The sequence below is a fragment of the Paenibacillus sp. UMB7766-LJ446 genome (genome assembly GCF_030226665.1).
Lineage (GTDB): Bacteria > Bacillota > Bacilli > Paenibacillales > Paenibacillaceae > Paenibacillus > Paenibacillus vandeheii.
The window spans coordinates 967,494-993,830 of record NZ_JASOYM010000001.1; the positions used below are offsets into that span (position 1 = coordinate 967,494).

The following is a 26,337-nucleotide window of genomic DNA, read 5'->3' on the forward strand; positions in this document are numbered from 1 at the left end:
TTCTTTTTCTACGCTTACCCAATCAGCAACAATAATACGCCAATGGTAATCAGCACAATTCCCAGTATACCGTACACCACTCTTGCACCCTGGCGTCCAATCGTTTTTACAAAGAGACCTGCTCGAAAACTCCTCATAAACCAATCCCAATTGTTGATCCCACCCAACAAACTGAAAATACCTGCGGCGATAGCCAGTAGTGCGATTAAAACCGGTTGATCTTGCATGCCAACACTCCTTCATTATAATCCTGTCTACTATACCTTCCTCTAGTGAAAATGAACAGTCATTAATTAGTAAAAATAACGGCTTGCAGATGAGAGTCTGCAAGCCGTTTTCGTTTAAATATCGGAGTTAGCCGTTCAGTATAAAACTGAGTTTTTACTCTGCTCCGGTGGCACATGATTCGATCTTATTGCTTGGACTGTAGCTCACTTGCTGACATCAGCAATGTCACAACTTCAGCACGCGTTGCTTCAGCGAGCGGATTAAACAAGTTATTGCCTGTGCCCTTCATCAGTCCTGCATCATATGCAGCCGCGATGTAAGGTACGGCCCATGCAGGTACTTTATTCGCATCTGCAAAGGTTAAAGTGGATTTCGAATCAACGGGAAGACCCAATGCTCTTACAAGCATAACGGTCATTTCCACACGCGATACTTTGCCGGATGCACGGAACGTCTCATCCGTATATCCACTGATGATTCCTTGGTCCACAGCCTGAGCGATAAAGGATTGTGCCCATGCCGGAATTTTGGAAGCATCCTTGAACGTCAACGCCTTTGTGCTAGCTGGAAGTTCAAATGCTCTTGCCAGCATCACAATGAACTCGGCGCGTGTTGCCGGAGTATTCGGACGGAAGTTACCGTCCTGATACCCATTCACAATTCCCCGGGAAATGGCCTGCTCAATGGCTGCTGCCGCCCAGTGATTGCCGATATCTTTTAAAATCACACCCGGATTCGTTGGTGTAGTACCGCCACCGTTCCCATTACCTGGAACGGATGGTGTTGTAGGTGTGGTCGGAGTTGTAGGATCCGTTGGTGTTACAGGTGTAGTCGGTGTAGTCGGTGTCGTTGTACCTCCACCACTATTACCACTGCCTGGATTACTTCCATTATTTCCACCACCGTTACCAGGGGTACTTCCATTTCCATCACCCGGAAGAGGGGAGCCCTTCAGATCGGTAATGCGTCCTTCCGTTGTCTGATTTACTGTACCTACACGGTCCAGATGTTCATGGAAAACTTCATAGTCGACCAGATTCAATTCATAGTAACGGTTGTCATTCTTCGCCGCTCTCATGGCGCGGTAGAAGTCTCCGCCATTCGCCATAAACGAGTTCGTCGCTACGATGTAGTATCCATTTGGATCAATATCCGTGTACGTCCCGTCTGCATTCTTGGTTTGTACTTTGACCATACGTTGACCGACTTGAGTCACCGTATTGGTCAGGGAATCAACTTTTTCGGCCTGCTTTGTGGAATCATAGAAGTACCGCATGCCTGACACTTGCGGGAAGCGTCCTTCTCCTGTTTCTACACCGCTCACGCCATTTTCCAACGCAGCCGTAATTTCCTTGCCTGTCATTTTTAATGCAGAGAGGTTATTTCCATTTGGCATTACAATCAGCAAATCTGACAGGGGGATGTCTCCCTGCTTGAACGAACCGCGAATACCACCGCCATTTTGGATAGCCACGTATCCTTTAACGTCGTTCTCCTTCACGATGGATTTCACTTTCGCCAGCATGCCGTCTGTTACCAGATTACCGAGGTTGGTTTCCTGTTTACGGACAGTACCGCGTTCTCCATCAAGAAATACATTCGTTTTACCGATGATTGTTTTCTTGAACTCGGCCAGCTTTGGTGCATATTCAGCCAGTTTCGCTTTCGCAGCCGGATCATCTGCGTATACATATTGACCGGAAGTATCTTTCGCATCCAGGTTCAACAATTTGCCGTTCCATGTTTTCAGTACGCCTGCTTCATTGAACGTCACATCCAGTTGACCCAATGAAACATCATATTCACCTGTCTGTACCACAAGCGTTGGATCGATGTGCGTATCCACAACCACCGGTTTGTTCAAAATGGTGTGTGAATGACCACCGACCACGATGTCGATGCCTTCCACCGCTTCTGCCAGCTTCAGGTCTTCCGAGTAACCCAGATGCGTCAGCGCGATGATTTTATTGATACCTTCATCTTGCAGCATGTTCACTGTTGCCTGAGCACTTGTATTGTAATCCTTAAACGTCAGATCATCTCCCGGCGAGGACAGGGATACGGTATCCGGTGTCGTCAAACCAAAGATTCCGACCTTTTCGCCGTTTACTTCTGTAATAATAGCCGGATAGATTTTTGACTTCTCGCCTGGATTTCCGATGTTACTGTTGTACAGGCCCCCCAAATTCGCATCCTTCGTATAGTCAATATTAGCACTCACGAATGGGAAGTTCGCTTGTTCAACGAAATCCTTGAGCACACGAGGACCTTTATCAAACTCATGGTTTCCGAAGGTCATGGCATCGTATCCGATCATGTTCATAAACTCCAGATCCGCCAGACCGTAAAAGAGATTAAAATACAAAGTACCCGAGAATACGTCCCCTGCATCCAGCACCAGTGTGTTATCGTTGCGTGTTTCCTTAATCGCTGTTACACGGCGCGGGATGTTATCCAGATGCGCGTGTGTGTCATTCGTATGCAATACTCGCAGGTTAAAGTCGCCCTCTTCTGCCGTGCTTCCAATGCTCAGCTGCGCGAGCAGCGGATCATGGTCACTGACGCGCCCATGTGAATCTTCGAAGTCAGCATTCACATGAACAGCTTCGATAGCAGCAGTTTGGGACAAATTTTTACTCACCAGAATGTGATCCAGTGTCTGAGAGTTTCCGTCATAGATGTAAGAATAACGTTTGTTCTCTGGCAGTTTGTTTACCAGATTGTCCAGCTCATTGCCTTCAACAATGTTCAATGTTCTGGAGAACTGGAAGTCATTGAAGTCTCCAAGAACAGCGACATTTACCTCAGAATCTTTTTCGATTAATTCAGTTACAAATTCATTGACAATTGTCGCTTGCTGCGCACGTTGCACTTCACTTTTGCGGGTTGCAGGCTGGACATTCCCAACTGGGGCTAAATCCCCACCTTTGGAGTTGAAATGGTTAGCGATAACAACTACACGTTTACCATTAAATTCAAACTCTGCCGCGAGCGGTTTTCTTGAAGTTTTGAAAGCGACATTATCTGGTTGAATGCGTCCTGGATTCAGAGACAGATCTCCACTTGCATCAAGGGCCAGTGCTGTTGTTGCATCGCCTTTGGTACCTGCTTTTAAGGATACCCGCTCCGGATTGTACAGGAAACCTACACGAATATTGCCTCCGGTAGCTCCACCATCCATATTATTTAGCGGCGCAATATCGGTATACTGATAGCTTGGTCCATTATTACTTTTAATTGCATCCAGAAGCGTTTTGAAGCTTTCACTCGCATCTGTGTTTCCGCTATTTGTATCGCCATCGTTATCCTGAACTTCCATGATCCCTATAATATCAGGGCTTTTTAGATTGTTAACGATAATCTTGCCGATTTTATTTCCACGTGTTGCATCCTTTTTACTGAAGTTCTCTACGTTGAACGTCGCAATGGTCAGCTTGTCTTGTTGCGGTTCAATTGAGGTTGTTGCCTGTTGTAAACCACTGGACGTAATCGGCGGCAAGTCACCTTCCAACGCGACCTTATAATTACTACTCGAATAAGAAAGCACACCATTAATCGGACCTGTAAATTTATCACCCGTGGTCACAGCTTGAGAAGGTTTTTTATTAATGAACAAGCGTTGAGGATTTAGAGAACTTTCAAACTCTCCTGCTCCGTTTCCACGTAAGATTAACCCTCCTGCCGGAGTCTTCAATGGATTATTAGGTTCGTTGTCTACCGTCACTGCTAATCCAGGATTGTAGGAATAAGGTCCAAGAATAGTAGCATTATCTAACTGAATACGCATGCCTTCCAGACTTTCATAGAAATCAATGGCATCCACGTCCGGGTTGAATTCACTCAATCCATCCGAATCAATGACATTCGGAATTACGCGACCACCCTTTCCAATGATTACGGGTTGTGGCAATTCAACATTAGGTTGTTCCAAAGTAATATCAGAAGCAACAATTTCAGTGGTTGGCAGGTCTGTTACACTTGCTGCATACTCTTTGACTTGACCCGAAACCTTTACTTGATGCTGAACTTTCATTCCATGATCTTTCTTATAGATTAAAATCCCCTCAGAAGTTGCCGGATCTCCATCTTCCTGACCAGGAATGGATTGCATATAGAATGAATCTGCGTTAACTAGAGATGTAACAATCCCTTCTACATTCTGTACTCTCAGTCCGTCATAAATGGAATTATGGCCTGCCCCCTGAATTTCGTGAATACGTACACCATCCACTCGATCCACCGCAGTATACTCAAAAGAAAAAATGGCGCTTACTCTGCTATCAGCTGTGGCAACAGCTTTAATGATTTGATCTTCATTGATCGTAATAGGCTGTGTGTATTCCGTCGAATTCACGGTTGGTTCAGAACCATCCAGTGTATAAAAAATTTGGGCACCCTCATACGGAGAAGACAACGTAACTTCCGTACCTTTTACAATGCCACCCGAAGGTGTGCTCGCTGTCACGGAGAGCATATCCTCCAGAATATCCGACGCCGTTCGAGGAATCAATTCCAGACCGTAAGTGGAATGGTAAGTCAAGACCCCTGTCACTTTATGATATGATTTGCCAACGGAGAGAGCAGACGGGCTGTTCTTGGCATAAATCAGCATTTCCCCGCCTTGTTCATCTGTCGCAGTGTAAGTGGGCGTTTGTCACTTGAATATTGTTTACTTCGACAAGCATCCCTTCATACTGCCCTCCGGTACCCTTGTTTCCTCCCGTACCTGGAGCAAAATGGGATGAATTAAGCGGTACAGGTGAAGGTATGTCCTGTGACTTTTCGACAGTCCGAATATAGCCACCCTGAAATCCGGATTTGCTTGCTTCAACCTGGACGAGGCCGTTGTAGATCGTAATTGGGCCGTAGGCTTCAATCTTGTCTCCTGCTTCCACACCAGAAGCATTGCCGCGCACAACGATCCCGGCATCGTTATCCTGAATATATAGATTCCATACACTTCCGGATAACTCACTGTAGGTTACAATACCTTGAACGGTAACGGTGCTGTTTTCAGTTGCTTTTCTTGCCTCAGAGATTGGAATAGGAGTTGTGTCGACGAGGGTGTAATCGAAACTTGTAACATCACTATTGTCGATCCCCTCTTTAGCCGCGTAAGTTTCAATATGCATTGCCTCATTTACCGTGATGGGCACGGTGTAGGGAAGATAATCAGCGTCCGTATTCTGCTTGTAGTATACAGTTGCACCGACAGTAGTTGTTTCCAAAGCCACTTTGGTCCCTGTTGGAACTGCGCCTGAAGTAGGATTGGCTGTTACATTTTCCACTTTGGTTACAGGAGTCTCATCGATTAGTTGGAAGGTTGTTGAGTTATTGTAGTGTATACCTTTGGAGCTGAAGTACTCAGCTATATTACCATTGCTAATACGAACTTTGGCTTTATACAAGGAAGGATTACTTTTCAGTCCGAAAATACTTCGAGGTGCAGAGATGGGTACCTGAACAGGCATCATTTTGCTGATATTTGTTTCATCAGGACTATCGGCTATTGCAAAATTGGTATCCAAGGTGAAATCCGGGTTCAACCTTACATTTGGGCCACTACTGTAGGTTCCTACAACATATCCTTCGATTGAAATATTCGAATCTCCAAAATTAAGATTAAGCGCTTGAGCAACCGTTAAAGGCTCATCCGCGGCGGCTGCCTTACTGCTGAACAATCCAGCCGGAATGGCACCTGTGATGAGCAGGACCATAGCCAGGAACAACCTGAGCCACCTCTTCATTTGCAGAACATGCATCTTTTACCTACCTCCATGTTTTAAATTCGTAATCATTTGTTCATGAAGCTTGGACATTAGTTCAAGTATAAGATAACTGAAGTTTTGTTACGTGTAAACAATATTCTTTTCATATGATATAAAATAGAACATATACATCACAAAAAAATATAAGTAAAAATAAAAAACACGTAAAAAGTAGTACATAACAACTATCTAATGTCACTCCCATCACTTTTACATCAAAAATTTGTGTATAACAGCCCATATTGAGTAACTTTAACTAACATATAAAAGATTCAAATCTCTGTATTCGACATTTTTAGATAGATATCCCTATCTACAATTCGCCTTTAAGCGGTTCTGCTCTTAGATCTTTTCACAGCAAAACGATGCGACAGTCAGGATTGACCATCGCATACGTCTCACTTCGTTATAACACCCTAAGTTAAGCTATACATTTCAATTTTGCTAAACCCAGCTTGAAGTTTATCCTCTTTCAAGCAATAAGTTACTTCTTCACCGTGCTGTTATACTGTGCAATCTTGTCTGTAATTTGCTTCGCTGCTGCATCCAATGCGTCTTGTGGAGTTCCTTGTCCATTCAGAACCGTCTCGATCGCTCCTTCGACAATTTGACGGGCTTCGGGGAATACACCCATAACGGCCCCGGATGTTGCTGTCGAATCCGCGGAAGCGTGCAATTGGTCGACTGCTGTCTGGAATTGCGGGTACTTCGCCATATTATCCTTTAATACTTGCTCATCGTAGGCTGCTGTCGTAATAGGGAAGTATCCTGTCGCAACGCTCCAGTTGGCTTGTACCGCAGGTGTTGCCAGATACTTGATGAATTCCCAAGCGGCTTGCTGTTGAGCATCGGATTTGTTGTTCATGATATACAAGCTTGCGCCACCAACCACGACGCCGCCTTCTTTGGCATCAGCAGGACGAGGCAGGAAGCCGGTTCCCAGCTCAAACTTGCCACCAGCACCCTCTACAATTTTGCGCAATCCAGCGGTAGAATCCAGCGTCATACCGATTTGTTGCGCAGTAAATGCAGCGGTCGTATCGTCTGTGCTACGTCCCAGATTGGAGACGGTCTTCTCGTCCATCATCTTTTTCCACCATGTTAAAGTCTTCACACCAGCTTCGGAGTTCAGCAAGGATTCAGTCGCTGCGCCGGTTCTACCGTTACCATTGTTTACATAATCTGCATTCTGGTTCGCGAAGAATTGTTCCATAAACCAGCCATAGATCGCCATGGATGCGCCGGGTTTACCGTCTTTCGCCAGTGCTTTGGCTGCTTGCTCAAATTCTTCATATGTCTTAGGCGGGTTCTCCGGGTCCAAACCGGCTGCTTTGAACATGTCCTTGTTATAGTACAAAATCGGGTTCGACGTGTTAAAAGGCATTGCGTTCAATTTGCCGTCAATGGTGTAATAACGGATGATGTTTGGTTCCAGTTGGGACAGGTCAAACTTGTCTTTATCAATAAATTGCTGTACTGGCGTAATCATGCCCGAGTCGATCATGAACTTGCTGCCAATCTCATATACCTGGATAATGTCCGGGCCGCTGTCCGAGCCCATGGAAGCTTTGAGTTTGTTCAGGCTCTCATCGTATTTCCCCTGATAGATTGGCTTTACCTGAATGTCCGGGTGACTTGCGTTGAAATCGGAAGCGAGTTGGTTAATAGCTTTCTCCCCTGCGCCCGACATGGAATGCCACCATGTCAGTTGTACTGGTTCAGCAGCTGCGGCATCTGCCTGCGCTCCGCTCGTTGTGCTTGTCGTTTCGGTTTTTCCGCCGCAAGCGGCCAGTACCAACATCAGTGCAGCCAGCATCAGTGCAAATGTACCTCTTTTTTTCAAACGAAACCCGATCATAATCGCTCTCCTTTTTTGGGACTCACTTCAAAATAAAATCTTGGAGATGACACGGAGTGGCCGTTACGGTTACGAATCGTTCTTTCGATCGCTGTTATCTCCGGATTTTTTTTCATTCCCCTTCAAAGGGGAAAATCCGGAGATAAAGGCGAACGCTTCGCTTCTTCAGAATCGATTTCGTCCCCTCCACTACTACCGTGGTATATCTTCTCAACATCTTATTTCAAGAGTGAGCCTTGTTTATTCGCTTCTGGTATCCAAACCGCCAACCTTTTAAATCCTTAAAACAAACCTTACTCCTACTATCCCTTCAGCGCGCCTGCGGCCATACCGCGGACAAGCTGTTTCAAACCGAAAACTAGAAGCAGTAGCGATGGCAGAATCACCATAGCCGTACCGGCAAACACCAGATTCCATGCTGTGGATTCCTGGAACTCCAGCATCGAGATCCCGATTTGTACGGTCCTCATCTCTGGGGTATTCGTGACGAGCAATGGCCACAGATATGAGTTGTACATACTCAGGAACGAATAGATCGCCAGTGTTCCAAGTGCCGGACGGGACAGTGGCAGAACATGGGATACGAAGTAGCGGATGTGTCCGCAGCCATCGATCTTCGCCGCTTCAAATAACTCTTTCGGAAGCTGCATGAAAAATTGTCTCAGCAGGAAGGTACCAAACGCCGTTGCCAGGAACGGTATGGTCAGCCCTTGATACGTATCAAGCCAGCCCCAACTGCGCACCGTCAGGTAGTTTGGGATCATGGTGACTTCCCAAGGAATCATCATCGTGGCCACAAACATGCTGAAGATGACGTTCTTGCCCTTAAACTCCATTTTCGCGAATGCATAGGCCGCCATGCTCGCCGTAACAAGCTGACCTAACATCGTCAGTCCTGCAACGAGGAACGTATTACCGATAAATGAACCAATCGGGACGATATCGAATACTTCAGCGAAATTGGACAGGTCTATGGACCGCGGTATGATGTGCGGCGGATACGCACTGGCATCCTCCGGCGTCATCACGGCCATGAAAAAGGTGTACAGCACCGGATACAGCACAAGCGCCGCACAGATTGTAAGCAACACATACAGCAATGTTTTCGTCCATGGTGTTCTCATTGGTAATGCACTTTCCTTTCCACCCATTTGAACTGAATCAGGGTCAGCAGCATAATGACCGCGAACAGGATAAGTGCCTGCGCACTGCCCGTCCCGAATCGGAAATTAACGAATGCTTCCTGATAGATGGAATAGACGAATACATTGGTACTGTCCATCGGGCCGCCCCGGGTAAGAATGTTGATCTGACCAAATGATTGGAACGCACCAATGATCGATACTACGGTCACGAAAAACAGGGTTGGTGACAGCAGTGGCATCGAGATTTTGCGAAAAGTAAGCAAAGGACCTGCGCCATCAATCTTTGCGCTCTCATAAATTTCTTCCGGGATGCCCTGTAATCCACTGGACAAAATAATATAATTGAATCCGAGATTCATCCAAATCGTCATGATGGAAATCGATATTAACGCCCAATCCGGGCTGGTCAGCCAGGGAATCGGGTCAATTCCTACTTTTCCTAATAAATAATTCAGCATGCCCAAGGTCGGATGGAACAGAAACTTCCAGATGACCGCCGAAGAACCAACAGATAACACCACAGGCAGAGAGAATACAAACTGAAACACGCGCATCCCCTTGAATCGGTTGTGGGTCAGTGCCGCCAGAATCAGAGCAGCGAGCATGCCCGTTGGCACGGTAAACAGGACAAACAACAACGTTACTTTCATCCCCTGCAGGAACAATCCGGACTGGAATACCGCCTTGAAATTGTCTAGCCCCACATAAGCTGCAATCTGTCCGGTAGGGTCCGTGGAATGCATACTCAGGTACACCGATTTAAACATCGGATAAAACAGGAACACTGCGAATAAAAGCAGCGATGGTGCCAGGAAACCATAGGCCAGCATGTTCTCCCGTATCCGCTGCACACGCAGCGAAGCTGTCCGGCGCTGACTCGTATTGGATACGCGCCGTCTGGCAGCAGGCAAGCCGATCCGGTTGTCAAGCTCACTCATCGGATTTTCTTCCCCCTTGATCTACGCATTCGGTGTGTGAACTTATCACCCACGTTATCTAGTGTAAAAGCCAACTGTCACAGCAGCATCCGTTCTGAATCAACGCAGCGTTAATCGTGGACAAGTGGCTTTACCAAACAAAGGACATTAAATAGACTTCAAACCAGAGTCAGTGAACAGCAAAAAACCGCAAGAGCTCCCTTGATTCGGGAATGTTCCTGCGGTTTTGTCTGTAAAGAGAAGATGAACAAAAATTTGATATAAACTCAATAAATTTTACATAAAACTGGATATTTAATGTTAACGCAAAATATTCAGTTGAAATTTTATAATAAAATGGATGGAATGTATGCAAATATATACTTTCTCATGCGATTGCCCATTAGATGAAGCCTTTTAACGATTGAGATGATACGGCACAGTCGTCACAATCACATCTTTATAGTTGATCAGGTAGGCACGAATCATGAAGCTGGTCTGGTTATGCAGTACATTTTGCCACCAATGCTTGGTGATGAACTGTGGAATCAGAATGGTGATATGGTCCGTCTCGGCGGTTTTCCATTCCACGGTATCAATGAATTTCTTGAGCGGCCCCATAATGCTGCGGTATCTCGATTTAATCACAACCAGACGAACGCCAGGATTCCACTCCTCCCACTTCTGCTCCATTTTCCGAATCGCTTCATCATCAAACCCGATATACAAAGCAACCACCTGGTCAGACATCGTCTGCGCGTAACTGATCGTGTTCATCACAACCCGTGTAATGCCAGCCACCGGAATAACGATGGTATTGCCCTTTCTCACCGGTTTCTCCAGCTTGATATCAATCCGCAATTCATCTGCGATGTTGCAATAATGACGGTGAATGCGCATGAATACATAGACGACGAGCGGCAGGAAAATAAAGATAACCCATGTTTGCGTGAACTTGGTGAAAATAAAAATCAATGTAATCGACAAAGTGGTCAGCATACCAATTGTATTGACGAGCAGCTTCACGCCCCAGCCGGACGGTTTGACTTTGATCCAGCGAAACATCATGCCCAGCTGCGACAGCGTGAATGGAATGAACACACCCACTGCGTAGAGCGGAATCAGGCTTTCCGTGTTTCCTTTGAATCCGACAACAAGCAAGGCGGACATTACACTGAGAAAAATAATACCGTTCGAGAAGCCGAGGCGGTCTCCTCTAACCATAAACATATGCGGCATATATTTATCCTTTGCCATCATGAAGGACAGCAGCGGAAAAGCGGAATACGCCGTATTGGCTGCCAGAAACAGGATCAGTGCCGTTACACCCTGAATAATAAAATACATTGTACCCCTGCCAAACGTGGCTTCGGCAATCTGGGAAATGACTGTGGCTTTGGGATCAGGCTTTACCCCGTAACCATAAGCAAGTAACGTGATACCGATAAACATGGCTCCCAGTATACATCCCATCAGCATCAAGGTTCCCGCTGCATTTTTCTCGGCAGGCTGCTTAAAGTTTGGAATCGCGTTACTCACTGCCTCAACCCCGGTCAAGGCGGAACATCCCGAGCTGAATGCCTTCAGCAACAGAAACAGACTCACATGAGACATCGTCGTTCCGAATTCAGGGGCCGCAGCTTCCATGCCACCAACGAGAAATTTGATGCCCCCGGATATAATCAGAATCGCAATGGAAAAGATAAACAGATATATAGGGATCGCCAGCACGGAAGCAGATTCCGTCACCCCCCGCAAATTCATAATCGTCAGAAACACAATCATGATCAATGCAATGATTATGCTGTAATCATGAAGCATCGGAAAGGCAGATGTAATCGCATCGGTCCCTGCAGACGAGCTTACCGCAACCGTCAGAATATAATCGACCAGCAAAGATCCTCCGGCAATCAGGCTCGGAGCCGTACCAAGATTATCCTTGGCAACGATATACGCGCCGCCTCCTGTTGGATAAGCAAAAATCGTCTGGCGATAGGAAAAAATTAAAATGACGAGTAATCCCAACACGGCGATGGAGATTGGAACAGAGTACCACAAGGCGGCGACTCCGGCCGCAACGAGCACCAGTAAGATCTGTTCCGTACCGTAGGCAACGGACGATAGGGCATCGGAGGACAGGATGGCGAGCGCCTTCCATTTTCCCAATTTTTCTGCATCCAATTCAGCCGATTTCATAGGCTTGCCTATTAAGATTCTCTTCATTTTGCCAAGCATGATCATAACTTCCTTCCATCAATCATCTGTGAAGCATTGTTATTATGCAAAATCGCTGAGGCATTGACAATACGTCATTTCACCTGAATTTCGCCAGCGTGTGATAATGCATACTACGATTCAATAATCGATAACAAAGCCGCGCTTTATTAGATTTTTGAACTTTTTTGAACCAAAACGGCGTTTGTTCGCCGAAAAAAAGGAAATGGCCTTCGGTTTAATAAACCAAAGACCATTCATATTAGGCTGTGTTGTAACTCTTTCTTTTATACGATTTCGATTCGTTAAACCTCTGTGCCCAATATACCAGGACGTGGAGTGACACCGAAAGCCTGAGCTAATGTAGCTAGCTGCTGATCCGTAATTCGCTGTCTGATCTCATGACCTGCAGCCAGCATATATACCTGGGCTGCTTTCTCAATCGTCTCAATCAGGCCAAAAGCTTCATCGATCGTTGTGCCCGTTCCAAATATCCCATGCTGCGGCCAAATGACCGCGTGGTATTCCTTCATTTTTTCAGCCGTTTTCCGTCCGATTTCATTCGATCCAGGCACCATCCACGGAATAATGCCAACGCCATCCGGGAAAACGACTACACATTCCGTACACATCTGCCACAGCGTCTTTGTAAATTTCATTTCATCCAACTCATGGATAAATGTCATCGCCAGCACGTGAGTCGCATGGTTATGCATGACAACCCGATGGTTCGGGTCCACTTTCAAACGCTCGATATGACTCATAAAATGCGTAGGCAATTCACTCGTCGGGTTCGCTCCCGACTTAAGACCCCACAGCACCTCAAGCTCCTGCCCATCCTTCGAGACACGCAGCAATCCCAGATTGCTCTCCGGATCAGCCAGTACATTTTTGAAATATTTGCCCGAAGCAGTCACGATAACATATTTGCCTGCCAGCTCCTGCATCGAAAAGGCAGGTTTGATCTTGCGGATCACATGGTTGATATCAATATATTGGGCGACGTCCTCTTCCTCCAGCAAATAGCTGACATTGCCACCATTGCGTTCATCCCATCCATTTTTCCACATATGTTGAGTAATCTCCGCCATCTCACGGACAAATGGGATATGGAATCCAGCAGTCTGCGTAGTTTCATTGGTAAGGGTCACGTTCATCATCATTCTCTCCTTAGGTTAAAAATAGAATGGCTGTCACGTACATAGTAAGTTCCTTTTTTCACATTCATTATACCTTTGTTTATCTTTATAAGTCAATTATACACAGATATATAGGCTTATTTATTTTTGTTTATGTTTGTTTTATGTATTTTTTATAAAATAAAACAAAAAAATACCTCACCGGCGTCCGGCGAGGTCAGTCACACATCTATCTAACACGAGAAGGGGTTTACAAGAATAATCTTACCTCTGCTACCTTAATAGAAGCTGAAAATGAAATAAAAAAACGATGAAAACCCCTCTACCAAATAATTCCGGTCACCGCTCTATCCATCCATTCAGGCTATACATTTAAAGACTTTGAGCTGGCCTGAATGTGCAAAGGATTCTACTCCCTTTTCAGCAAATAGGACGGGTGCATCAATCCTGTCGGTTCATAGCGCTCGTCGCGTACATATTCAAAGCCCAGCTTGGACAGCATGTGACGGGATGCCTCATTGTCCGGATGATGCCCGGCAAACAGCGCTTTAACCTTCAATTCTTCGAATGCATAATCAATCACCGCTCGTGCAGCTTCCATCGCATAACCCTTGCCCCAGTAGTCTCTGGTAAGATGAAATCCCAGTTCATATATGTTTTCTTCCGGAGAATACGGGCTCAAGCCACAGCAACCGACAAACACTCCCGAGTCCTTCTCAAAGAGTGGCCAGTATTGCACACCCGCTTCCTCCTGCCTTTTTATTTCTTGCGTCAGCCGAGCTTCCACTTCATCCTCACTCAAAAATCCCTTGCTGCTGATCCACTTCGTTACCTCATGATCTCCCCATAGAGCAAATGCCAGGGCACGGTCTTCTTCATTCCAAATCGAGAATACAAGCCGCTCCGTTTCAAGAAACGTTGTTCTTTCCATTCTATCGGTGTCATTTGTTCTATCCATAATCCAATAACCTCCTGTTTCACAACATCAGTCTGCGTACCATTCCTAATATAAATAATCGAATTGCAGCCTTTGTAAACAAAAATATGATCTAAACCTATTATATCACTGGAGTTGCACATCCAAATTTCTGAGACTGCTTCTTGATGAATCGATATAATGCAGCAAAAAAAAAGAAAAAAACCTCTGCGGACAACATGTCCTACAGAGGTTCTCAGTTCTCAAAGCACCCTGATTTCATTAGAAATCAGATGTTGCGATTTGAATCGTGCCTGTTGAAGCGCCTGCGGGAGTAGTCAGCAGAGCAGCTACGAGCAGCAAGTCAACAGACAACGTAAGGCTGTTGCCAGCAGGGATCAAATACGTGATCACTGGAGCGTTAACACGAGTTACAACCAGGTCTACCGGAAAAGGACCAAAATTGTTCACTGTGATGCTGGCATTCGTGCCTCCAGCAAGGTTTTCATAATACGATTTACCCACACTAGCCGCTAAGGCATAAAATTGTTGCGGTAAAAGGATGGCCATGGAAATCACCTCCTTTTGGCTTGGATACCGTATTCTATGTATGAAATCTATGAATGTAACGGTGAAATGACCGTGTGATAACGTACATTTTGATAGAGGTGCTAGATTTACTAACCAAAAAGCCCCACCAGATCATCTGGCGGAGCCAATAACACACAAACTCATTTTCTAAGATTCTTACGCATAAAGCATGAAAAAGTTCAACTCATGTCCCTGCTGTTTGAGATAATTATAAAGCTGTGAACGGTGATGGAACACATGCGTTAGCGTTTCAATCTGCCATTGGGCTTGTAAATGACCATGCTCCATATAGAATGCTTTAGTTGAGCAGTTCAGCAGATCTTCTTCGCTTAATGAAAGGATATACGCTTTGTAGGCCTCCAAATTGGCCCAGAGAGTTGACTCCAGCTTTTCAATATCTTCGATCCCTGACAGACTATTTTCCACCACGCCTACCTCTGCTTCGCCTTCCTCCTGCATAATCGCAAGGTCCGATGCCGTAATCTGAATAAAATGATGGACCAGTTCCACCAGTGAACGCATATTGTCCTGCGGGCGGTAAGCCCAATCCTCCGGACGAATCAAGCGGATCAGGCTAGCCCCCGTACGCACGCCCGTCTCCAATTCACTTAACAGATGATCTCTGATTTGCAATGTTCCATTCATATATGATATCTCCTTTACTATTCATTCTCACCATTCAGTATAAACGGAAGGGACAACCGGGTTATTGTACAAATCGGACAACATTCGTTGATGTTCTTTGGCAGCAGTGAGCGGGGTTTCTCCATAGAACTTACGAAATTGACGAATCAGATGGGCTTGGTCAAAGAAACCATGATTCAGGGCCAGTGCTACCCCATCTGCCATATGCCCCTGATGAATACTGTCCAGGACACGGTGAAAACGAACAACCTCGCTGAATCGCTTTGGACTGACTCCAATCCATTCAGCAAACTTCCGATGCAGCTGGCGTTCACTGACAACCTCTCGCATCGCCAGCTCTCTGACGTTCATACGGCCCCCATCCTTAAATATGCGGTGAAGCACGTTTTTCATCAAATCATGCTCATTTGTATTGGTTTGCAAGGATAGCGGACTCAGATAGGTATTCATCACCTGTACTCGTTCTTTGAAGCTTTTCGTTCCAGCCATCCGCTCCTGAAGCTCACTCAGCTCGACTGGCCAACATTCATGAAGCGGAATTCGTCTATCCGTAAATTCCTCCAACGGCAAACCGTGAAAGACATATGCTCCACCTGGGAAAAAGCGCACCCCAAATGTGTAATCGGCAGAAGCAGGCCCATCAGACGGCCCAGGTACAACAAACGGATGCGTATAGTTGCCACAGTAGCCATAAGAATGCAACAAACTGACCGAGTCGTATGTAATCAGCATGTCCGTGCAGCCATCCGGCAATACCCGGGCAGGTATAGACATATCAGGCTGAACGTTACCTCCATCCATATCAGGTTTCTTGGAAGACTGTAGAGTCGAACCCGATTCCCAATAACAAGCTACATGAGCCATCAGGGATGCAGAAGGTATTTGCTCCATGTAATACGTGTGCCTACCTGTCCCATTCATCTGAATGGGTCTGAACATCGGATGCAGACTCGGGTCCACGAACCATCCCTCCGTTATTAGCATTTATGTATGCATCTATCATACCATCAACCGCTGAAATGAGAAAAAAAGTACCCCGCCGGAGAATCCGACGGGGCTAGTCACACATCTATTTAACACGAGAAGGGGTTTACAAGACTTATCTTACCCCTGCTACCTTAATGGAATCTGAAATGGAGATGAAAAGAACATCAAAATTCAACAGCTCCGGCAGACTTATTGTGAGAATGTATCGCATCATTTGTAAAATAAATGGAAGAAATGAACTTACAATATGACCTATTGACATGTGTTCTGCCTCATTCAGATTTACCAAATGAACAGATTTCAGGTCAAACGCCCAGTCGTTTGGGTAGGCCATCGCATAGAATGCCCTATAAATGATTTGGGAGGTTTTACTTTGAATAATTATCCAATGATGCATCATATGGCAAACTCGCCTTATATGCAGCAAATGCACCACATGCCTCATAATATTGTGGTTCACCCAGTGGATCATTGCGTAGTCGAGAGTCTGATGGCCCTCGTGGGAAAAGTGGTTATCTTGGAAACAACTCGCGGCAGACTTGATGGATGCGTCGTCGCTGTTAAGCATGATCATGTTGTACTGGAGGAAAGACACAAAAAATTCTTAGTTCGTATCGCCGAAATCGTCTGGATCATGCCTGATTAAACAGAGATTGAGGTAATAACGAACAGAAGGCAACTACAAAGGTACCCATACACTAAACACTTCTTTTTCTAAGTGTCCGGTGTATGGGTACCTGATTAGCTGGCCGTATGCCAGCAGTGCTTTTTTTGAAATGAAGAGTATAGGTTTAAAGTTTCCCATAGCAACATTATAATGAGAGTACATAATAAGGAGTATTACGAGGTGAGATTTTGCAAGCATTGTTCACAATACTATTCACACTAGGCTTTATTGTTTTCTTCGTTTTTCTTCTTTTGATGATCTTATCCATAAGAAAGCATAAACGGATAACGATAAAGCACGTTATGCTAACGGCGATGTGTTTTGCAATTGCTTCTATAGGAATGTATGGTATGTTGGCTTCGACTACGAACAAAGTGAATACTACAGTTGAAAATAACAATGATGACCTAGACCAGACCAGTCTCTCTGTTTTGAATATGACTACCGATGCGTTCAAAAACAAATTCAATTCAATCGTAGGCAAATACCGATTAAATGGTCTGAGTATAACCGTCTTGAACGTGAAAGAGGCCTCAGAACATGGCACACAAACCTTCGAGAATATCTTCAATGACAATTTACGTATGGTTGGTGTGTTAAATTCAGAGCAAAAAGTTCAGGAAGTCATGTTATACGAGAATGGTGATGTCAGTAAACCAACCGGTGGTAAACTGTTAACTGCTATCGCTACACTTATTCTGACAACCAATAACGAGTACACATATAATGATGCGCAAGACGTGATTCAGGATATCGGTATATTAGATCGCGATGTAAGTCAGAGTGAATTTGATGGAGCGACTGTTCGAAATGAATTTGAATATTGCTTCAGCATCGAAGATGATATTTCTACTTTTGGAATAAAAGCAGTTAAATAGGTTCCGAATGTGCAAACAAGTCGTTCCATTGAGGAACGACTTAACGTGTGGTTTGAAACTGCTTAATAAAAAATGGTAGTCTGCCTGTTAACAAACACTATGTATGGTATATTCCTTGATTACTACCTCGTGTATCGATCAATGTCATCGATCGCAGATTGATGCTCTCTTCTATGGTGATCTTCATGCTGACGAACGTCGTTCTTTAACTTGGCTAAGAATCCCCACCCCATGAATACAAATAAAAGCACTGTAATCAAAGCATAAGCGAAACTATATAGGTTCATGTAAAAATTGATGAAAATTGCACCTACCATCAAGCCAAGAATCCACAACGTCCACTTTGTACTCTTTCTCAATTCATTTCCTCCTCAATCAAATTCCATATAATCATATATGTATCATTGTACATACTAAGAAGTAAGCTAACAGGTATCGATTCAGTGTAAAAACATAATTCAAAGCACCCTACTCTAAATATATAAAAAAGGCTCCCTTCCGGGAGCCTTTCATCTATCGGCATTACAAAGGTTTTTACACCTTTATTACATCATGCCGCCCATTCCACCCATACCGCCCATGTCAGGCATTCCGCCACCAGCACCTGCAGGTTCTGGTTTGTCAGCGATAACCGCTTCGGTAGTCAGGAACATTGCCGCTACAGAAGCAGCGTTTTGCAATGCATAACGTGTTACTTTCGCAGGGTCAACGATACCTGCTTCGATCATGTTAACCCACTCGCCAGTCGCAGCGTTGAAGCCCACGCCTGTTTGTTCTTTTTTCAGACGTTCCACAATTACGGAACCTTCTTCGCCAGCATTAGCTGCGATTGTGCGGATTGGTGCTTCCAAAGCGCGCAGGACGATGTTTACGCCTGTTTGCTCGTCACCGGACAGGGCTACGCCTGCAACCGCGTTGTATACGTTCATGAGCGCTGTACCACCACCGGATACGATACCTTCTTCAACCGCAGCGCGAGTTGCGTTCAGGGCATCTTCGATGCGCAGTTTGCGTTCTTTCAATTCTGTTTCAGTAGCCGCACCGACTTTGATTACTGCTACACCGCCGGACAATTTAGCCAGACGCTCTTGCAGTTTCTCTTTGTCGAACTCGGAAGTTGTTTCTTCCAGTTGTGTACGGATTTGGCTAACACGTGCATCGATATCGGATTTGTTGCCAGCACCGTCAACGATGATTGTGTTTTCTTTCGTTACACGGATTTGACGAGCTGTACCCAGTTGTTCCACAACAGCGGATTTTAGGTCCAGACCCAGTTCTTCCGTGATCAATTGGCCACCAGTGAGGGCAGCGATGTCTTGCAGCATTGCTTTACGACGGTCACCGAATCCTGGAGCTTTAACAGCTACAGCATTGAATGTACCACGCAATTTGTTCACAACCAGCATCGCCAGTGCTTCGCCTTCGATATCTTCAGCGATCAATACCAGCGGCTTGCCTTGTTGAACGATTTTCTCAAGCAATGGCAAGATGTCTTGCGTGCTGGAGATTTTTTTGTCTGTGATCAGGATGTACGGGTTGTCCAAAACAGCTTCCATTTTGTCCGTATCTGTGATCATGTATGGAGAGATGTAACCGCGGTCGAATTGCATACCTTCAACCACTTCCAGCTCTGTAGCGAATCCACGGGATTCTTCAACCGTGATAACGCCGTCTTTACCCACTTTTTCCATAGCTTCAGCGATCAGTTCGCCTACTTCTTCGTCAGCCGCTGAGATTGCTGCAACTTGTGCAATGGATTGTTTGGTTTCAACTGGTTTGGAGATGGATTGCAGTTCAGCTACAGCCGCTTTAACCGCTTTGTCGATCCCTTTACGGATACCGATTGGGCTAGCGCCTGCAGTTACGTTTTTCAAACCTTCTGTGATCAGCGCTTGAGCCAATACAGTTGCAGTTGTTGTACCGTCACCGGCAACATCATTGGTTTTGGTTGCTACTTCTTTAACCAGTTGTGCACCCATGTTCTCGAATGCATCTTCCAGTTCGATTTCTTTAGCAATCGTTACACCGTCATTCGTGATTAGCGGGCTTCCGAATTTTTTCTCCAGAACCACGTTACGGCCTTTAGGACCGAGTGTTACTTTTACTGCATTAGCCAATGCGTCCACACCACGAAGCATGGAGCGACGAGCGTCTTCACTGAATTTAATGTCTTTAGCCATGTTAAGAAAACCTCCCTAGAATATTGTGTAAAATGGTGTTGCTATATGGTTCGGTTAACCGATTAAATTTGAATTAGTCGAGAATCGCGTGAATATCGCTTTCTTTCATAATCAAATATTCTTTACCTTCGAACTTGATTTCTGTACCGGCATATTTGGAGAAAATAACGCGATCTCCTTCTTTCACTTCCAGAGCTACACGTACTCCGTCTTTCAATACTCCGGCGCCAACAGCAATAATTTTACCCTCTTGCGGTTTTTCTTTAGCGGAGTCCGGCAGTACGATCCCGAAAGAAGTAGTTTGCTCTTGCTCCAGTGGTTCTACCAATACGCGTTCACCTAAAGGTCTGATCATGAAAAATAGCCTCCTTTTGAAATTATATAACGTTGCTTTGTAGGTTGTAGCCATATGTATTAGCACTCGACAGTGTTCAGTGCTAACAACCAACTTTATGATACTTCAACTTGAAGCATGATTTCAAGTCCTTTTCATGAATTCCTGCGAGATTTTACGTTGTATTTACACCACCCCAGCCAAAAAACGCCCGATTTACCTGAGCAAATGTCATAAATACCATATAACTTATTCCACAGAATCCATTGGTCCTCCTGCAACGTTTCAGGCAGCCCTTTTCCATTGTATCCATTGTTGAACATAATATGCCTACTTGTCCCGTCCGTCAGACTATAAGCTGTAAAAGCTATCGCTCCACAGCCCTTCATTCCCGGGTAAGAACCGATCGACTTATCCCGGGACGGGCATCATACAAGATCATTACCGTTTCAACAAGCGGATGAAATTCCTCTCTTGTTATACTGCACTCTGCTTATCCTCTGCACGGATATAACGGGATTCAGCCTCCGCATCAGCTGCAAGCTGTTTGCGATGCACAAAGCCAGACAGAAACACACTGATCTCATATAACAGAAGCAAGGGAATCATCACGAGAAAATCGGATATAAAGTCAGGCGGTGTAACTACAACCGCAATGAAGATCAGGACAAAATAAGCCATCCTCCGCATTTTTCGCAGCCGAATTGGATTCAATATTCGCAGTCCTGTCAGGAACATAATGATTAGTGGAAGCTCAAACAACAGGGAAACCGGAAGTACAATGCCAAACAAAAAGCTAAAGTACTGCTTCATTCCATACGTCTCCACAAGCCCCATCTTCTCCGTAATTGATGTTGTAAAGGCCAATGCCATCGGGAACACAACATAATAGGAGAACGCCAGACCGAACAGAAACAACAAAAGCACATAAGGAACATAACGCAATGTAGCTTTCCGCTCCATCGGTCGCAGCCCTGGACTAACAAACTTCCAAATCTGATACACGGTAAACGGCAGCGTAATAATTAATGAGAACAGACCGGCAATCTTCATGTAGATCCCGATTCCGTCCCAGAACGAGAAGGCATGGAGCACAAAACCTTGCGCAGTCTCTGCCTTTGTCAAGTAGCGATACACCGGGTCTGCTACAAAAAAGCCTGCTACCAGACCCAACACAAAAAGGCTTAACACATAGATTAGCCGCTTGCGCAGCTCACTTAAATGTTCCGTAAGGGTCATTTCTTCATTCTGCTGCGTCATTCCTGCCCTCCATGGTTGTCAGCTTTAAAATACAAAACCCTTCCAGCGGGAAGGGAGTTCTCATTCGTTGCCGTCACAATTATTCCGGCAGGCGTTTATCCTCCGGCTTGTCTACCTGTACAGCTTCTGACACTACCGGGTTCGCTTTTTCCTGCTCTTTGCGCTTGGATGAATTGTCATCCGAGATGATGTCGCGGGCCCCTTCCTTGAATTCACGGAAAGTACGCCCAACAGCGCGTCCCAGTTCCGGCAGCTTGTTCGGACCGAACAAAAGCAAAGCAACGATGACCAGCAAAATGACTCCTGTGGTTCCAATGCCCCCAAATCCCATTGTTATCCCTCCCAGCTTCAAGCTTTTGGATCGCGCACTCTTTATGCATTCTCAAAAGATGTCTTGTCTACTATCAGAATTATGTCAATCATACCATAGATGTAACCACTTACATAACCCACATTTTTCACAAAAAAGACCTCGATACCCAATCTTTTTTCCTGCTTGATTTCACACCTGCTACTAAGGCCATTTCTCACTTATTGCTTGAACTGACCTGTAACCATTAACAGGGCTTCCGGAAGTTGGTCCATAATGGCAGCCAAATGCTCATGCACACCCTTCGGTGTACCTGGCAGGTTGACAATCAATGTACGTCCGCGAATGCCGCATACGCCACGGAACAGCATCGCAGAACGATTCTTGCCCATGACACTGTATCTCATGGCTTCAGCCATGCCTGGAACTTCCCGTTCGATAACCCGCCGGGTCGCTTCCGGAGTAATATCACGAATCGCAAGCTCCGTACCCCCTGTGGTCAATACCAAATCAGCGTGAAAATAATCTGTCATCTCAATCAAAGCCGCGATAATCTCATCGGGTTCATCCGGAACGATGCGGTACTCCACGATTTCCCCACCCAGTTCTTCTTCCACAAGCTCCCGGATCACTTGGGCACTCGTATCCTCACGTTCCCCGCGGGCCCCTTTGTCGCTGGCTGTCAGGATTGCTGTTCTCCACACCATAAAGATCACCCTTCTCCTTTATGAAAATAAATGTCCTTTATCGGCTGAAATCGCCGTTCTTGCCACCACTCTTGGAATTCAGCATGGTTGGACCAATCATCATATCTTTTTGCATGGCTTTACACATGTCATAGATCGTCAGTGCCGCAGCCGACGCCGCCGTGAGCGCCTCCATCTCGACACCTGTCTTCCCTTCGGTTTTGACCGTAACTTCAATCTGCAGTTCATCGACACCGTTGTCATGAAAACGGATATCCACACCCGTCAAAGCCAATGGATGGCACATCGGAATCCAGTCTGATGTTTTCTTCGCGCCCTGAATACCCGCAATCTGAGCCACAGCCAGAACGTCACCTTTGCCGATGCGGCCCTCCCGAATCGCTTCAAGCGTAGCCGGATTCATCGTCACTTTGGATACCGCCACAGCTGTACGTACGGTACTTTCCTTACCCGAAATATCAACCATTCGAGCTCGTCCCTGTTCATTAAAATGAGTCAGTTTCCTGCTGAAAGCCTGGTCGTTATTCGCTTCTGAATTCAATCACATCACAACCCTTTATTCGATATGTAATATACCTTCGGTTGTTATCAACAGATCAAGCCGCAGATCAAGCGGGTCCATCGGAATTTCGTCCTGCAGCTGGCCAGGCAATACAAATGCAGCCATACGTGGTCTTTTGTCCGTCATCGTGCACTTTGCTGCAAGTGTCTCGGCAAAACGATCATAATAACCGCCGCCGTATCCAATACGCCCTCCATGTAGGTCATATCCCAGCCCTGGTACTATGACAAGGTCAATATCAGGCCAGCGATCAGGTTGCATCACTTCACAGGAATCCCTGGGTTCAGGTATCCCCCATATTCCCGGTTGAATATCCTGTGCACCCACGACACGCCGCAATTCCATTCGAGCCGGATTCGCTTGCACTTTCGGTGCGAGCATCACATCTCCATGCCTCCAGCCCTCTTCAAATAAAAAGGCTGTGGATGCTTCGCTTCCGTAAGACAAATAGCTGAATATCACAAGCTGCTTGCTCCCCAGCTTCCATTTGTCCTGTCTAAGACGCTCCAGCTCCCGCTTCGTCACCACATTAATCTCATTCATCACCTGCTGACGCATAGTTTCATCCATCAGATCCCGGCTCTGTCTCAGTTTGGAACGAAGGCGGCTTTTCAATTCCGTATGATCCTGCATGTCTTTGAATAACCTCCTGTTGATCGAGAAGGTAAACTAGCTCTCAATTAAAACCATTTATATGTTATGCACAGTTGTCATCGTGTTGAAATCGTTAAAATGATTCATTTTCTGCAAAATCCTCATGTATTAACATGCCTTCTTTCAGTTTATCATTGATTGACCAAAAAGACTACACGCCCCAGGCACTCCTAATCGGTGCATTTGTTCTGTATTTCATGTAAACTGGGATGTAGTTGTCAAATCAAGAACTGGACCATGGAGGAACTTAATTTTATGCTGCTGCAAGTATCCGGAATTATCAAACGTTTTGGTGTCGATCCAATCCTGGACGGCGTGAACTTACAAATATTAGAACGCGAGCGCATCGGCCTCGTTGGTGTTAATGGCGCAGGGAAATCCACTTTGCTCAAAATTGTGGCTGGGGAAATGTCCTACGATGGCGGACAGATTTTCAAATCCAAGGAAACGACACTTGGTTATCTCGCGCAGAACAGCGGACTGCAATCCGATCGCTCCATATGGGAAGAAATGATGAATGTATTTGCCCATCTGACCCAGGCAGAAGCAGAGCTGCGTCAAATGGAACAGGATATTGCCGACCCGGCTCAGATGGAAGATGAAAAGAAATATGCCGATCTGCTGGAGCGTTATGCCAAACGCTCTGACTGGTTCAAGGATCATGGCGGTTATGAGATGGAAACCCGTATTCGCAGTATTCTGCACGGAATGGGATTCGGTGAATTCTCACCAAACACCCCGATTGCCACGCTGAGCGGCGGGCAAAAGACACGTCTTGCGCTTGCTCGCATTTTGCTTCAAGCCCCTGACCTGCTCATGCTGGACGAGCCTACCAACTATCTCGACATCGCCACTCTGACGTGGCTTGAAGATTACCTGAGAGGTTATTCAGGTGCTCTGCTTGTTGTATCCCATGACAGGTATTTCCTTGACCGGCTTGTCACAACCATCGTGGAGATCGAGCGGCACCGCTCCAAAAAATATACAGGCAATTACAGTCGGTATATGGAACTTAAAGCTGCCGAATATGAAAGCCAGATGAAGCAATATGAGAAACAACAGGATGAAATCTCCAAGATGGAGGAGTTTGTTCAGAAGAATATCGTGCGGGCTTCAACGACCAAACGGGCGCAGAGCCGCCGTAAGGCACTCGATAAGATGGAACGGCTCGACAAACCAATGGGAGATCTGAAGAAAGCTCACTTCTCTTTTGAAACGGCTGTTATGTCCGGCAAAGAGGTGCTCCGTGTGGATCAGCTTTCGGTTGCCTACGATGAGGCTTCCCCGTTGTTCCGCAATGTCTCTTTTGATCTAAGACGCGGGGAGACGGTTGCATTGATAGGGCCGAACGGAATCGGAAAATCCACCATGCTGAAATGCCTCACTGGAAGTTTACGCCCCGTAAGCGGTGAGATCCAATGGGGAACCAAAGTGCAGATTGGTTATTATGATCAGGAGCAGACAGGACTTAACCCTTCCAATACGGTATTGGAAGAGCTGTGGAGTGCCTATCCCGGCATGGAGGAAGCGCGAATTCGTACGGTGCTTGGCAACTTCCTGTTCAGTGGAGATGATGTGCTCAAAAAAATCTCAGCCCTCAGTGGTGGAGAAAAGGCACGTGTCTCTCTCTCCAAGCTCATGCTCAAGGAAGCCAACATGCTCATTCTGGATGAGCCTACGAACCATCTCGACCTATTCGCCAAAGAAGTGCTTGAAGCGGCGCTGATGGACTATGAGGGCACATTATTGTTCATCTCGCATGACCGGTATTTCCTCAATAAAATGGCTGAGCGTATTGTCGAACTGCACCCCGGCGGGACAGAGCATTACCTCGGCAACTATGATGATTATGTGGAGAAGAAACAGGAGCTTGAAGACATCGCGCGTGAAGCTGCTGAAGCGCGCCTTGCCTCTTCCAAGAACTCGGCCAAGTCTGACCCGAGCCTATCCGTAACCGAGAAACCCGGTGCTGCCTCATTCGAAGCCGACAAACAGGCCAAGCGGGAAGAACGTAACCGCCAGCGCAAGCAGGAGGCTCTGGAACAACAGATTGCGAAGCTGGAAACGGAGATTACGGAGCTTGAGGCACAGATGGCTCTGCCTGAAATATATCAGGATTATATGAAGCTGCAAGAACTCCAAGAGTCGGCGGAGGATCACAAGCTTCAACTTGCCAAGGCTTACGAAGAGTGGGAAGAATTAGCTCTGGAATAGCAGCGGAGATGACCTTTTTCAATCTAATCCATACTTACTGCTCTCTTATACCGAACAAGCAACTACAGTAAAAGCTGATTCCTAGATGGTCTTACCCCTGTCAAGTAGACAGATGAAAAAAGCTATGCTGCCAGTGCGCATCGATATTCAATCGGTGCGCGCT

The 26,337-nt window shown here is 45.9% G+C and carries 23 protein-coding genes; 3 read left to right on the plus strand and 20 right to left on the minus strand.

Annotation, left to right across the window (positions count from 1 at the left end):
* Nucleotides 1-14 precede the first annotated feature (14 nt).
* The 12 genes from QP794_RS04885 to QP794_RS04940 all read right to left on the minus strand — a co-directional run bounded on the left by QP794_RS04885 (nucleotide 15) and on the right by QP794_RS04940 (nucleotide 16,381).
* Entirely contained in the window at nucleotides 15-227 is a 213-nt protein-coding gene (locus QP794_RS04885; protein ID WP_079350846.1) for an immunity 17 family protein, read from the minus strand.
* A gap of 185 nt (nucleotides 228-412) precedes the next feature.
* Nucleotides 413-4,840 (minus strand): S-layer homology domain-containing protein, encoded by a 4,428-nt coding sequence (locus QP794_RS04890; RefSeq protein ID WP_285075165.1) that lies wholly within the window; start codon nucleotides 4,838-4,840, stop codon nucleotides 413-415.
* 13 nt (nucleotides 4,841-4,853) lie between these two features.
* Entirely contained in the window at nucleotides 4,854-5,990 is a 1,137-nt protein-coding gene (locus tag QP794_RS04895) for a DUF6359 domain-containing protein (RefSeq protein ID WP_285075166.1), read from the minus strand.
* A 490-nt stretch (nucleotides 5,991-6,480) separates the two neighbouring features.
* On the minus strand, nucleotides 6,481-7,854 hold the full coding sequence (locus QP794_RS04900) for an ABC transporter substrate-binding protein (RefSeq protein ID WP_285075167.1): 1,374 nt from the start codon (nucleotides 7,852-7,854) through the stop codon (nucleotides 6,481-6,483).
* Nucleotides 7,855-8,156: 302 nt separating this feature from the next.
* The gene (locus tag QP794_RS04905; protein WP_024630734.1) at nucleotides 8,157-8,978 is read right to left on the minus strand and encodes a carbohydrate ABC transporter permease; all 822 of its coding nucleotides are present in this window, start codon (nucleotides 8,976-8,978) and stop codon (nucleotides 8,157-8,159) included.
* Nucleotides 8,975-9,937 (minus strand): carbohydrate ABC transporter permease, encoded by a 963-nt coding sequence (locus tag QP794_RS04910; RefSeq protein WP_079350849.1) that lies wholly within the window; start codon nucleotides 9,935-9,937, stop codon nucleotides 8,975-8,977. The genes QP794_RS04905 and QP794_RS04910 overlap by 4 nt, the downstream gene beginning before the upstream one ends.
* 396 nt (nucleotides 9,938-10,333) lie before the next feature.
* Nucleotides 10,334-12,151 (minus strand): APC family permease, encoded by a 1,818-nt coding sequence (locus tag QP794_RS04915; protein ID WP_285075168.1) that lies wholly within the window; start codon nucleotides 12,149-12,151, stop codon nucleotides 10,334-10,336.
* Between the two features lie 284 nt (nucleotides 12,152-12,435).
* Nucleotides 12,436-13,287: a rhamnulose-1-phosphate aldolase gene (gene rhaD, locus QP794_RS04920; protein WP_285075224.1), complete on the minus strand. Its 852-nt coding sequence runs from the start codon at nucleotides 13,285-13,287 to the stop codon at nucleotides 12,436-12,438.
* 391 nt (nucleotides 13,288-13,678) lie between these two features.
* Nucleotides 13,679-14,227, minus strand: coding sequence for a GNAT family N-acetyltransferase (locus tag QP794_RS04925; RefSeq protein WP_285075169.1), 549 nt, complete (start codon nucleotides 14,225-14,227; stop codon nucleotides 13,679-13,681).
* A gap of 240 nt (nucleotides 14,228-14,467) precedes the next feature.
* Nucleotides 14,468-14,755: a hypothetical protein gene (locus QP794_RS04930; RefSeq protein WP_079350853.1), complete on the minus strand. Its 288-nt coding sequence runs from the start codon at nucleotides 14,753-14,755 to the stop codon at nucleotides 14,468-14,470.
* A gap of 177 nt (nucleotides 14,756-14,932) precedes the next feature.
* The gene (locus QP794_RS04935) at nucleotides 14,933-15,421 is read right to left on the minus strand and encodes a DinB family protein (protein WP_285075170.1); all 489 of its coding nucleotides are present in this window, start codon (nucleotides 15,419-15,421) and stop codon (nucleotides 14,933-14,935) included.
* A 27-nt stretch (nucleotides 15,422-15,448) separates the two neighbouring features.
* Nucleotides 15,449-16,381 carry a helix-turn-helix domain-containing protein gene (locus QP794_RS04940; RefSeq protein ID WP_285075171.1) on the minus strand — a complete coding sequence of 311 codons (933 nt, stop codon included), beginning with the start codon at nucleotides 16,379-16,381 and terminating at the stop codon, nucleotides 15,449-15,451.
* 400 nt (nucleotides 16,382-16,781) lie between these two features.
* Here QP794_RS04940 and QP794_RS04945 point away from each other — a divergent pair, with 400 nt between their 5' ends.
* The gene (locus QP794_RS04945; protein WP_079350855.1) at nucleotides 16,782-17,054 is read left to right on the plus strand and encodes a DUF2642 domain-containing protein; all 273 of its coding nucleotides are present in this window, start codon (nucleotides 16,782-16,784) and stop codon (nucleotides 17,052-17,054) included.
* 371 nt (nucleotides 17,055-17,425) lie between these two features.
* Nucleotides 17,426-17,953 carry a hypothetical protein gene (locus QP794_RS04950; RefSeq protein ID WP_285075172.1) on the plus strand — a complete coding sequence of 176 codons (528 nt, stop codon included), beginning with the start codon at nucleotides 17,426-17,428 and terminating at the stop codon, nucleotides 17,951-17,953.
* A gap of 122 nt (nucleotides 17,954-18,075) precedes the next feature.
* Here QP794_RS04950 and QP794_RS04955 read toward each other — a convergent pair whose 3' ends face one another.
* The 8 genes from QP794_RS04955 to QP794_RS04990 all read right to left on the minus strand — a co-directional run bounded on the left by QP794_RS04955 (nucleotide 18,076) and on the right by QP794_RS04990 (nucleotide 23,939).
* Nucleotides 18,076-18,312, minus strand: coding sequence for a hypothetical protein (locus QP794_RS04955; protein WP_079350857.1), 237 nt, complete (start codon nucleotides 18,310-18,312; stop codon nucleotides 18,076-18,078).
* 186 nt (nucleotides 18,313-18,498) lie between these two features.
* On the minus strand, nucleotides 18,499-20,133 hold the full coding sequence (gene groL, locus QP794_RS04960; protein ID WP_094939589.1) for a chaperonin GroEL: 1,635 nt from the start codon (nucleotides 20,131-20,133) through the stop codon (nucleotides 18,499-18,501).
* 73 nt (nucleotides 20,134-20,206) lie between these two features.
* Complete coding sequence (gene groES / locus QP794_RS04965) at nucleotides 20,207-20,488, minus strand: co-chaperone GroES (RefSeq protein ID WP_024630746.1); 282 nt, start codon at nucleotides 20,486-20,488, stop codon at nucleotides 20,207-20,209.
* A gap of 456 nt (nucleotides 20,489-20,944) precedes the next feature.
* Nucleotides 20,945-21,727: a twin-arginine translocase subunit TatC gene (gene tatC, locus QP794_RS04970; protein WP_024630747.1), complete on the minus strand. Its 783-nt coding sequence runs from the start codon at nucleotides 21,725-21,727 to the stop codon at nucleotides 20,945-20,947.
* A 79-nt stretch (nucleotides 21,728-21,806) separates the two neighbouring features.
* Entirely contained in the window at nucleotides 21,807-22,058 is a 252-nt protein-coding gene (gene tatA / locus QP794_RS04975) for a twin-arginine translocase TatA/TatE family subunit (RefSeq protein ID WP_024630748.1), read from the minus strand.
* Nucleotides 22,059-22,258: 200 nt separating this feature from the next.
* Complete coding sequence (locus QP794_RS04980) at nucleotides 22,259-22,744, minus strand: MogA/MoaB family molybdenum cofactor biosynthesis protein (RefSeq protein ID WP_024630749.1); 486 nt, start codon at nucleotides 22,742-22,744, stop codon at nucleotides 22,259-22,261.
* Between the two features lie 37 nt (nucleotides 22,745-22,781).
* Nucleotides 22,782-23,243, minus strand: a complete 462-nt coding sequence (gene moaC / locus QP794_RS04985) for a cyclic pyranopterin monophosphate synthase MoaC (protein WP_079351053.1) — start codon at nucleotides 23,241-23,243, stop codon at nucleotides 22,782-22,784.
* A gap of 57 nt (nucleotides 23,244-23,300) precedes the next feature.
* Nucleotides 23,301-23,939, minus strand: a complete 639-nt coding sequence (locus tag QP794_RS04990) for a 5-formyltetrahydrofolate cyclo-ligase (protein ID WP_285075173.1) — start codon at nucleotides 23,937-23,939, stop codon at nucleotides 23,301-23,303.
* 276 nt (nucleotides 23,940-24,215) lie between these two features.
* Between QP794_RS04990 and QP794_RS04995 the strand changes: the two genes are divergently transcribed.
* Entirely contained in the window at nucleotides 24,216-26,174 is a 1,959-nt protein-coding gene (locus QP794_RS04995; protein ID WP_285075225.1) for an ABC-F family ATP-binding cassette domain-containing protein, read from the plus strand.
* The last annotated feature ends 163 nt before the right edge of the window (nucleotides 26,175-26,337 follow it).

Coding starts and splice junctions, on each gene's coding strand:
- QP794_RS04885 (WP_079350846.1), bottom strand. CDS start 227: ATGCAAGATCAACCGGTTTTAATCGCACTACTGGCTATCGCCGCAGGT.
- QP794_RS04890 (WP_285075165.1), bottom strand. CDS start 4,840: ATGCTGATTTATGCCAAGAACAGCCCGTCTGCTCTCTCCGTTGGCAAA.
- QP794_RS04895 (WP_285075166.1), bottom strand. CDS start 5,990: ATGCATGTTCTGCAAATGAAGAGGTGGCTCAGGTTGTTCCTGGCTATG.
- QP794_RS04900 (WP_285075167.1), bottom strand. CDS start 7,854: ATGATCGGGTTTCGTTTGAAAAAAAGAGGTACATTTGCACTGATGCTG.
- QP794_RS04905 (WP_024630734.1), bottom strand. CDS start 8,978: ATGAGAACACCATGGACGAAAACATTGCTGTATGTGTTGCTTACAATC.
- QP794_RS04910 (WP_079350849.1), bottom strand. CDS start 9,937: ATGAGTGAGCTTGACAACCGGATCGGCTTGCCTGCTGCCAGACGGCGC.
- QP794_RS04915 (WP_285075168.1), bottom strand. CDS start 12,151: ATGCTTGGCAAAATGAAGAGAATCTTAATAGGCAAGCCTATGAAATCG.
- rhaD (WP_285075224.1), bottom strand. CDS start 13,287: ATGAACGTGACCCTTACCAATGAAACTACGCAGACTGCTGGATTCCAT.
- QP794_RS04925 (WP_285075169.1), bottom strand. CDS start 14,227: ATGGATAGAACAAATGACACCGATAGAATGGAAAGAACAACGTTTCTT.
- QP794_RS04930 (WP_079350853.1), bottom strand. CDS start 14,755: ATGGCCATCCTTTTACCGCAACAATTTTATGCCTTAGCGGCTAGTGTG.
- QP794_RS04935 (WP_285075170.1), bottom strand. CDS start 15,421: ATGAATGGAACATTGCAAATCAGAGATCATCTGTTAAGTGAATTGGAG.
- QP794_RS04950 (WP_285075172.1), top strand. CDS start 17,426: ATGTTGGCTTCGACTACGAACAAAGTGAATACTACAGTTGAAAATAAC.
- groL (WP_094939589.1), bottom strand. CDS start 20,133: ATGGCTAAAGACATTAAATTCAGTGAAGACGCTCGTCGCTCCATGCTT.
- groES (WP_024630746.1), bottom strand. CDS start 20,488: ATGATCAGACCTTTAGGTGAACGCGTATTGGTAGAACCACTGGAGCAA.
- tatC (WP_024630747.1), bottom strand. CDS start 21,727: ATGACGCAGCAGAATGAAGAAATGACCCTTACGGAACATTTAAGTGAG.
- tatA (WP_024630748.1), bottom strand. CDS start 22,058: ATGGGATTTGGGGGCATTGGAACCACAGGAGTCATTTTGCTGGTCATC.
- QP794_RS04980 (WP_024630749.1), bottom strand. CDS start 22,744: ATGGTGTGGAGAACAGCAATCCTGACAGCCAGCGACAAAGGGGCCCGC.
- QP794_RS04990 (WP_285075173.1), bottom strand. CDS start 23,939: ATGCAGGATCATACGGAATTGAAAAGCCGCCTTCGTTCCAAACTGAGA.
- QP794_RS04995 (WP_285075225.1), top strand. CDS start 24,216: ATGCTGCTGCAAGTATCCGGAATTATCAAACGTTTTGGTGTCGATCCA.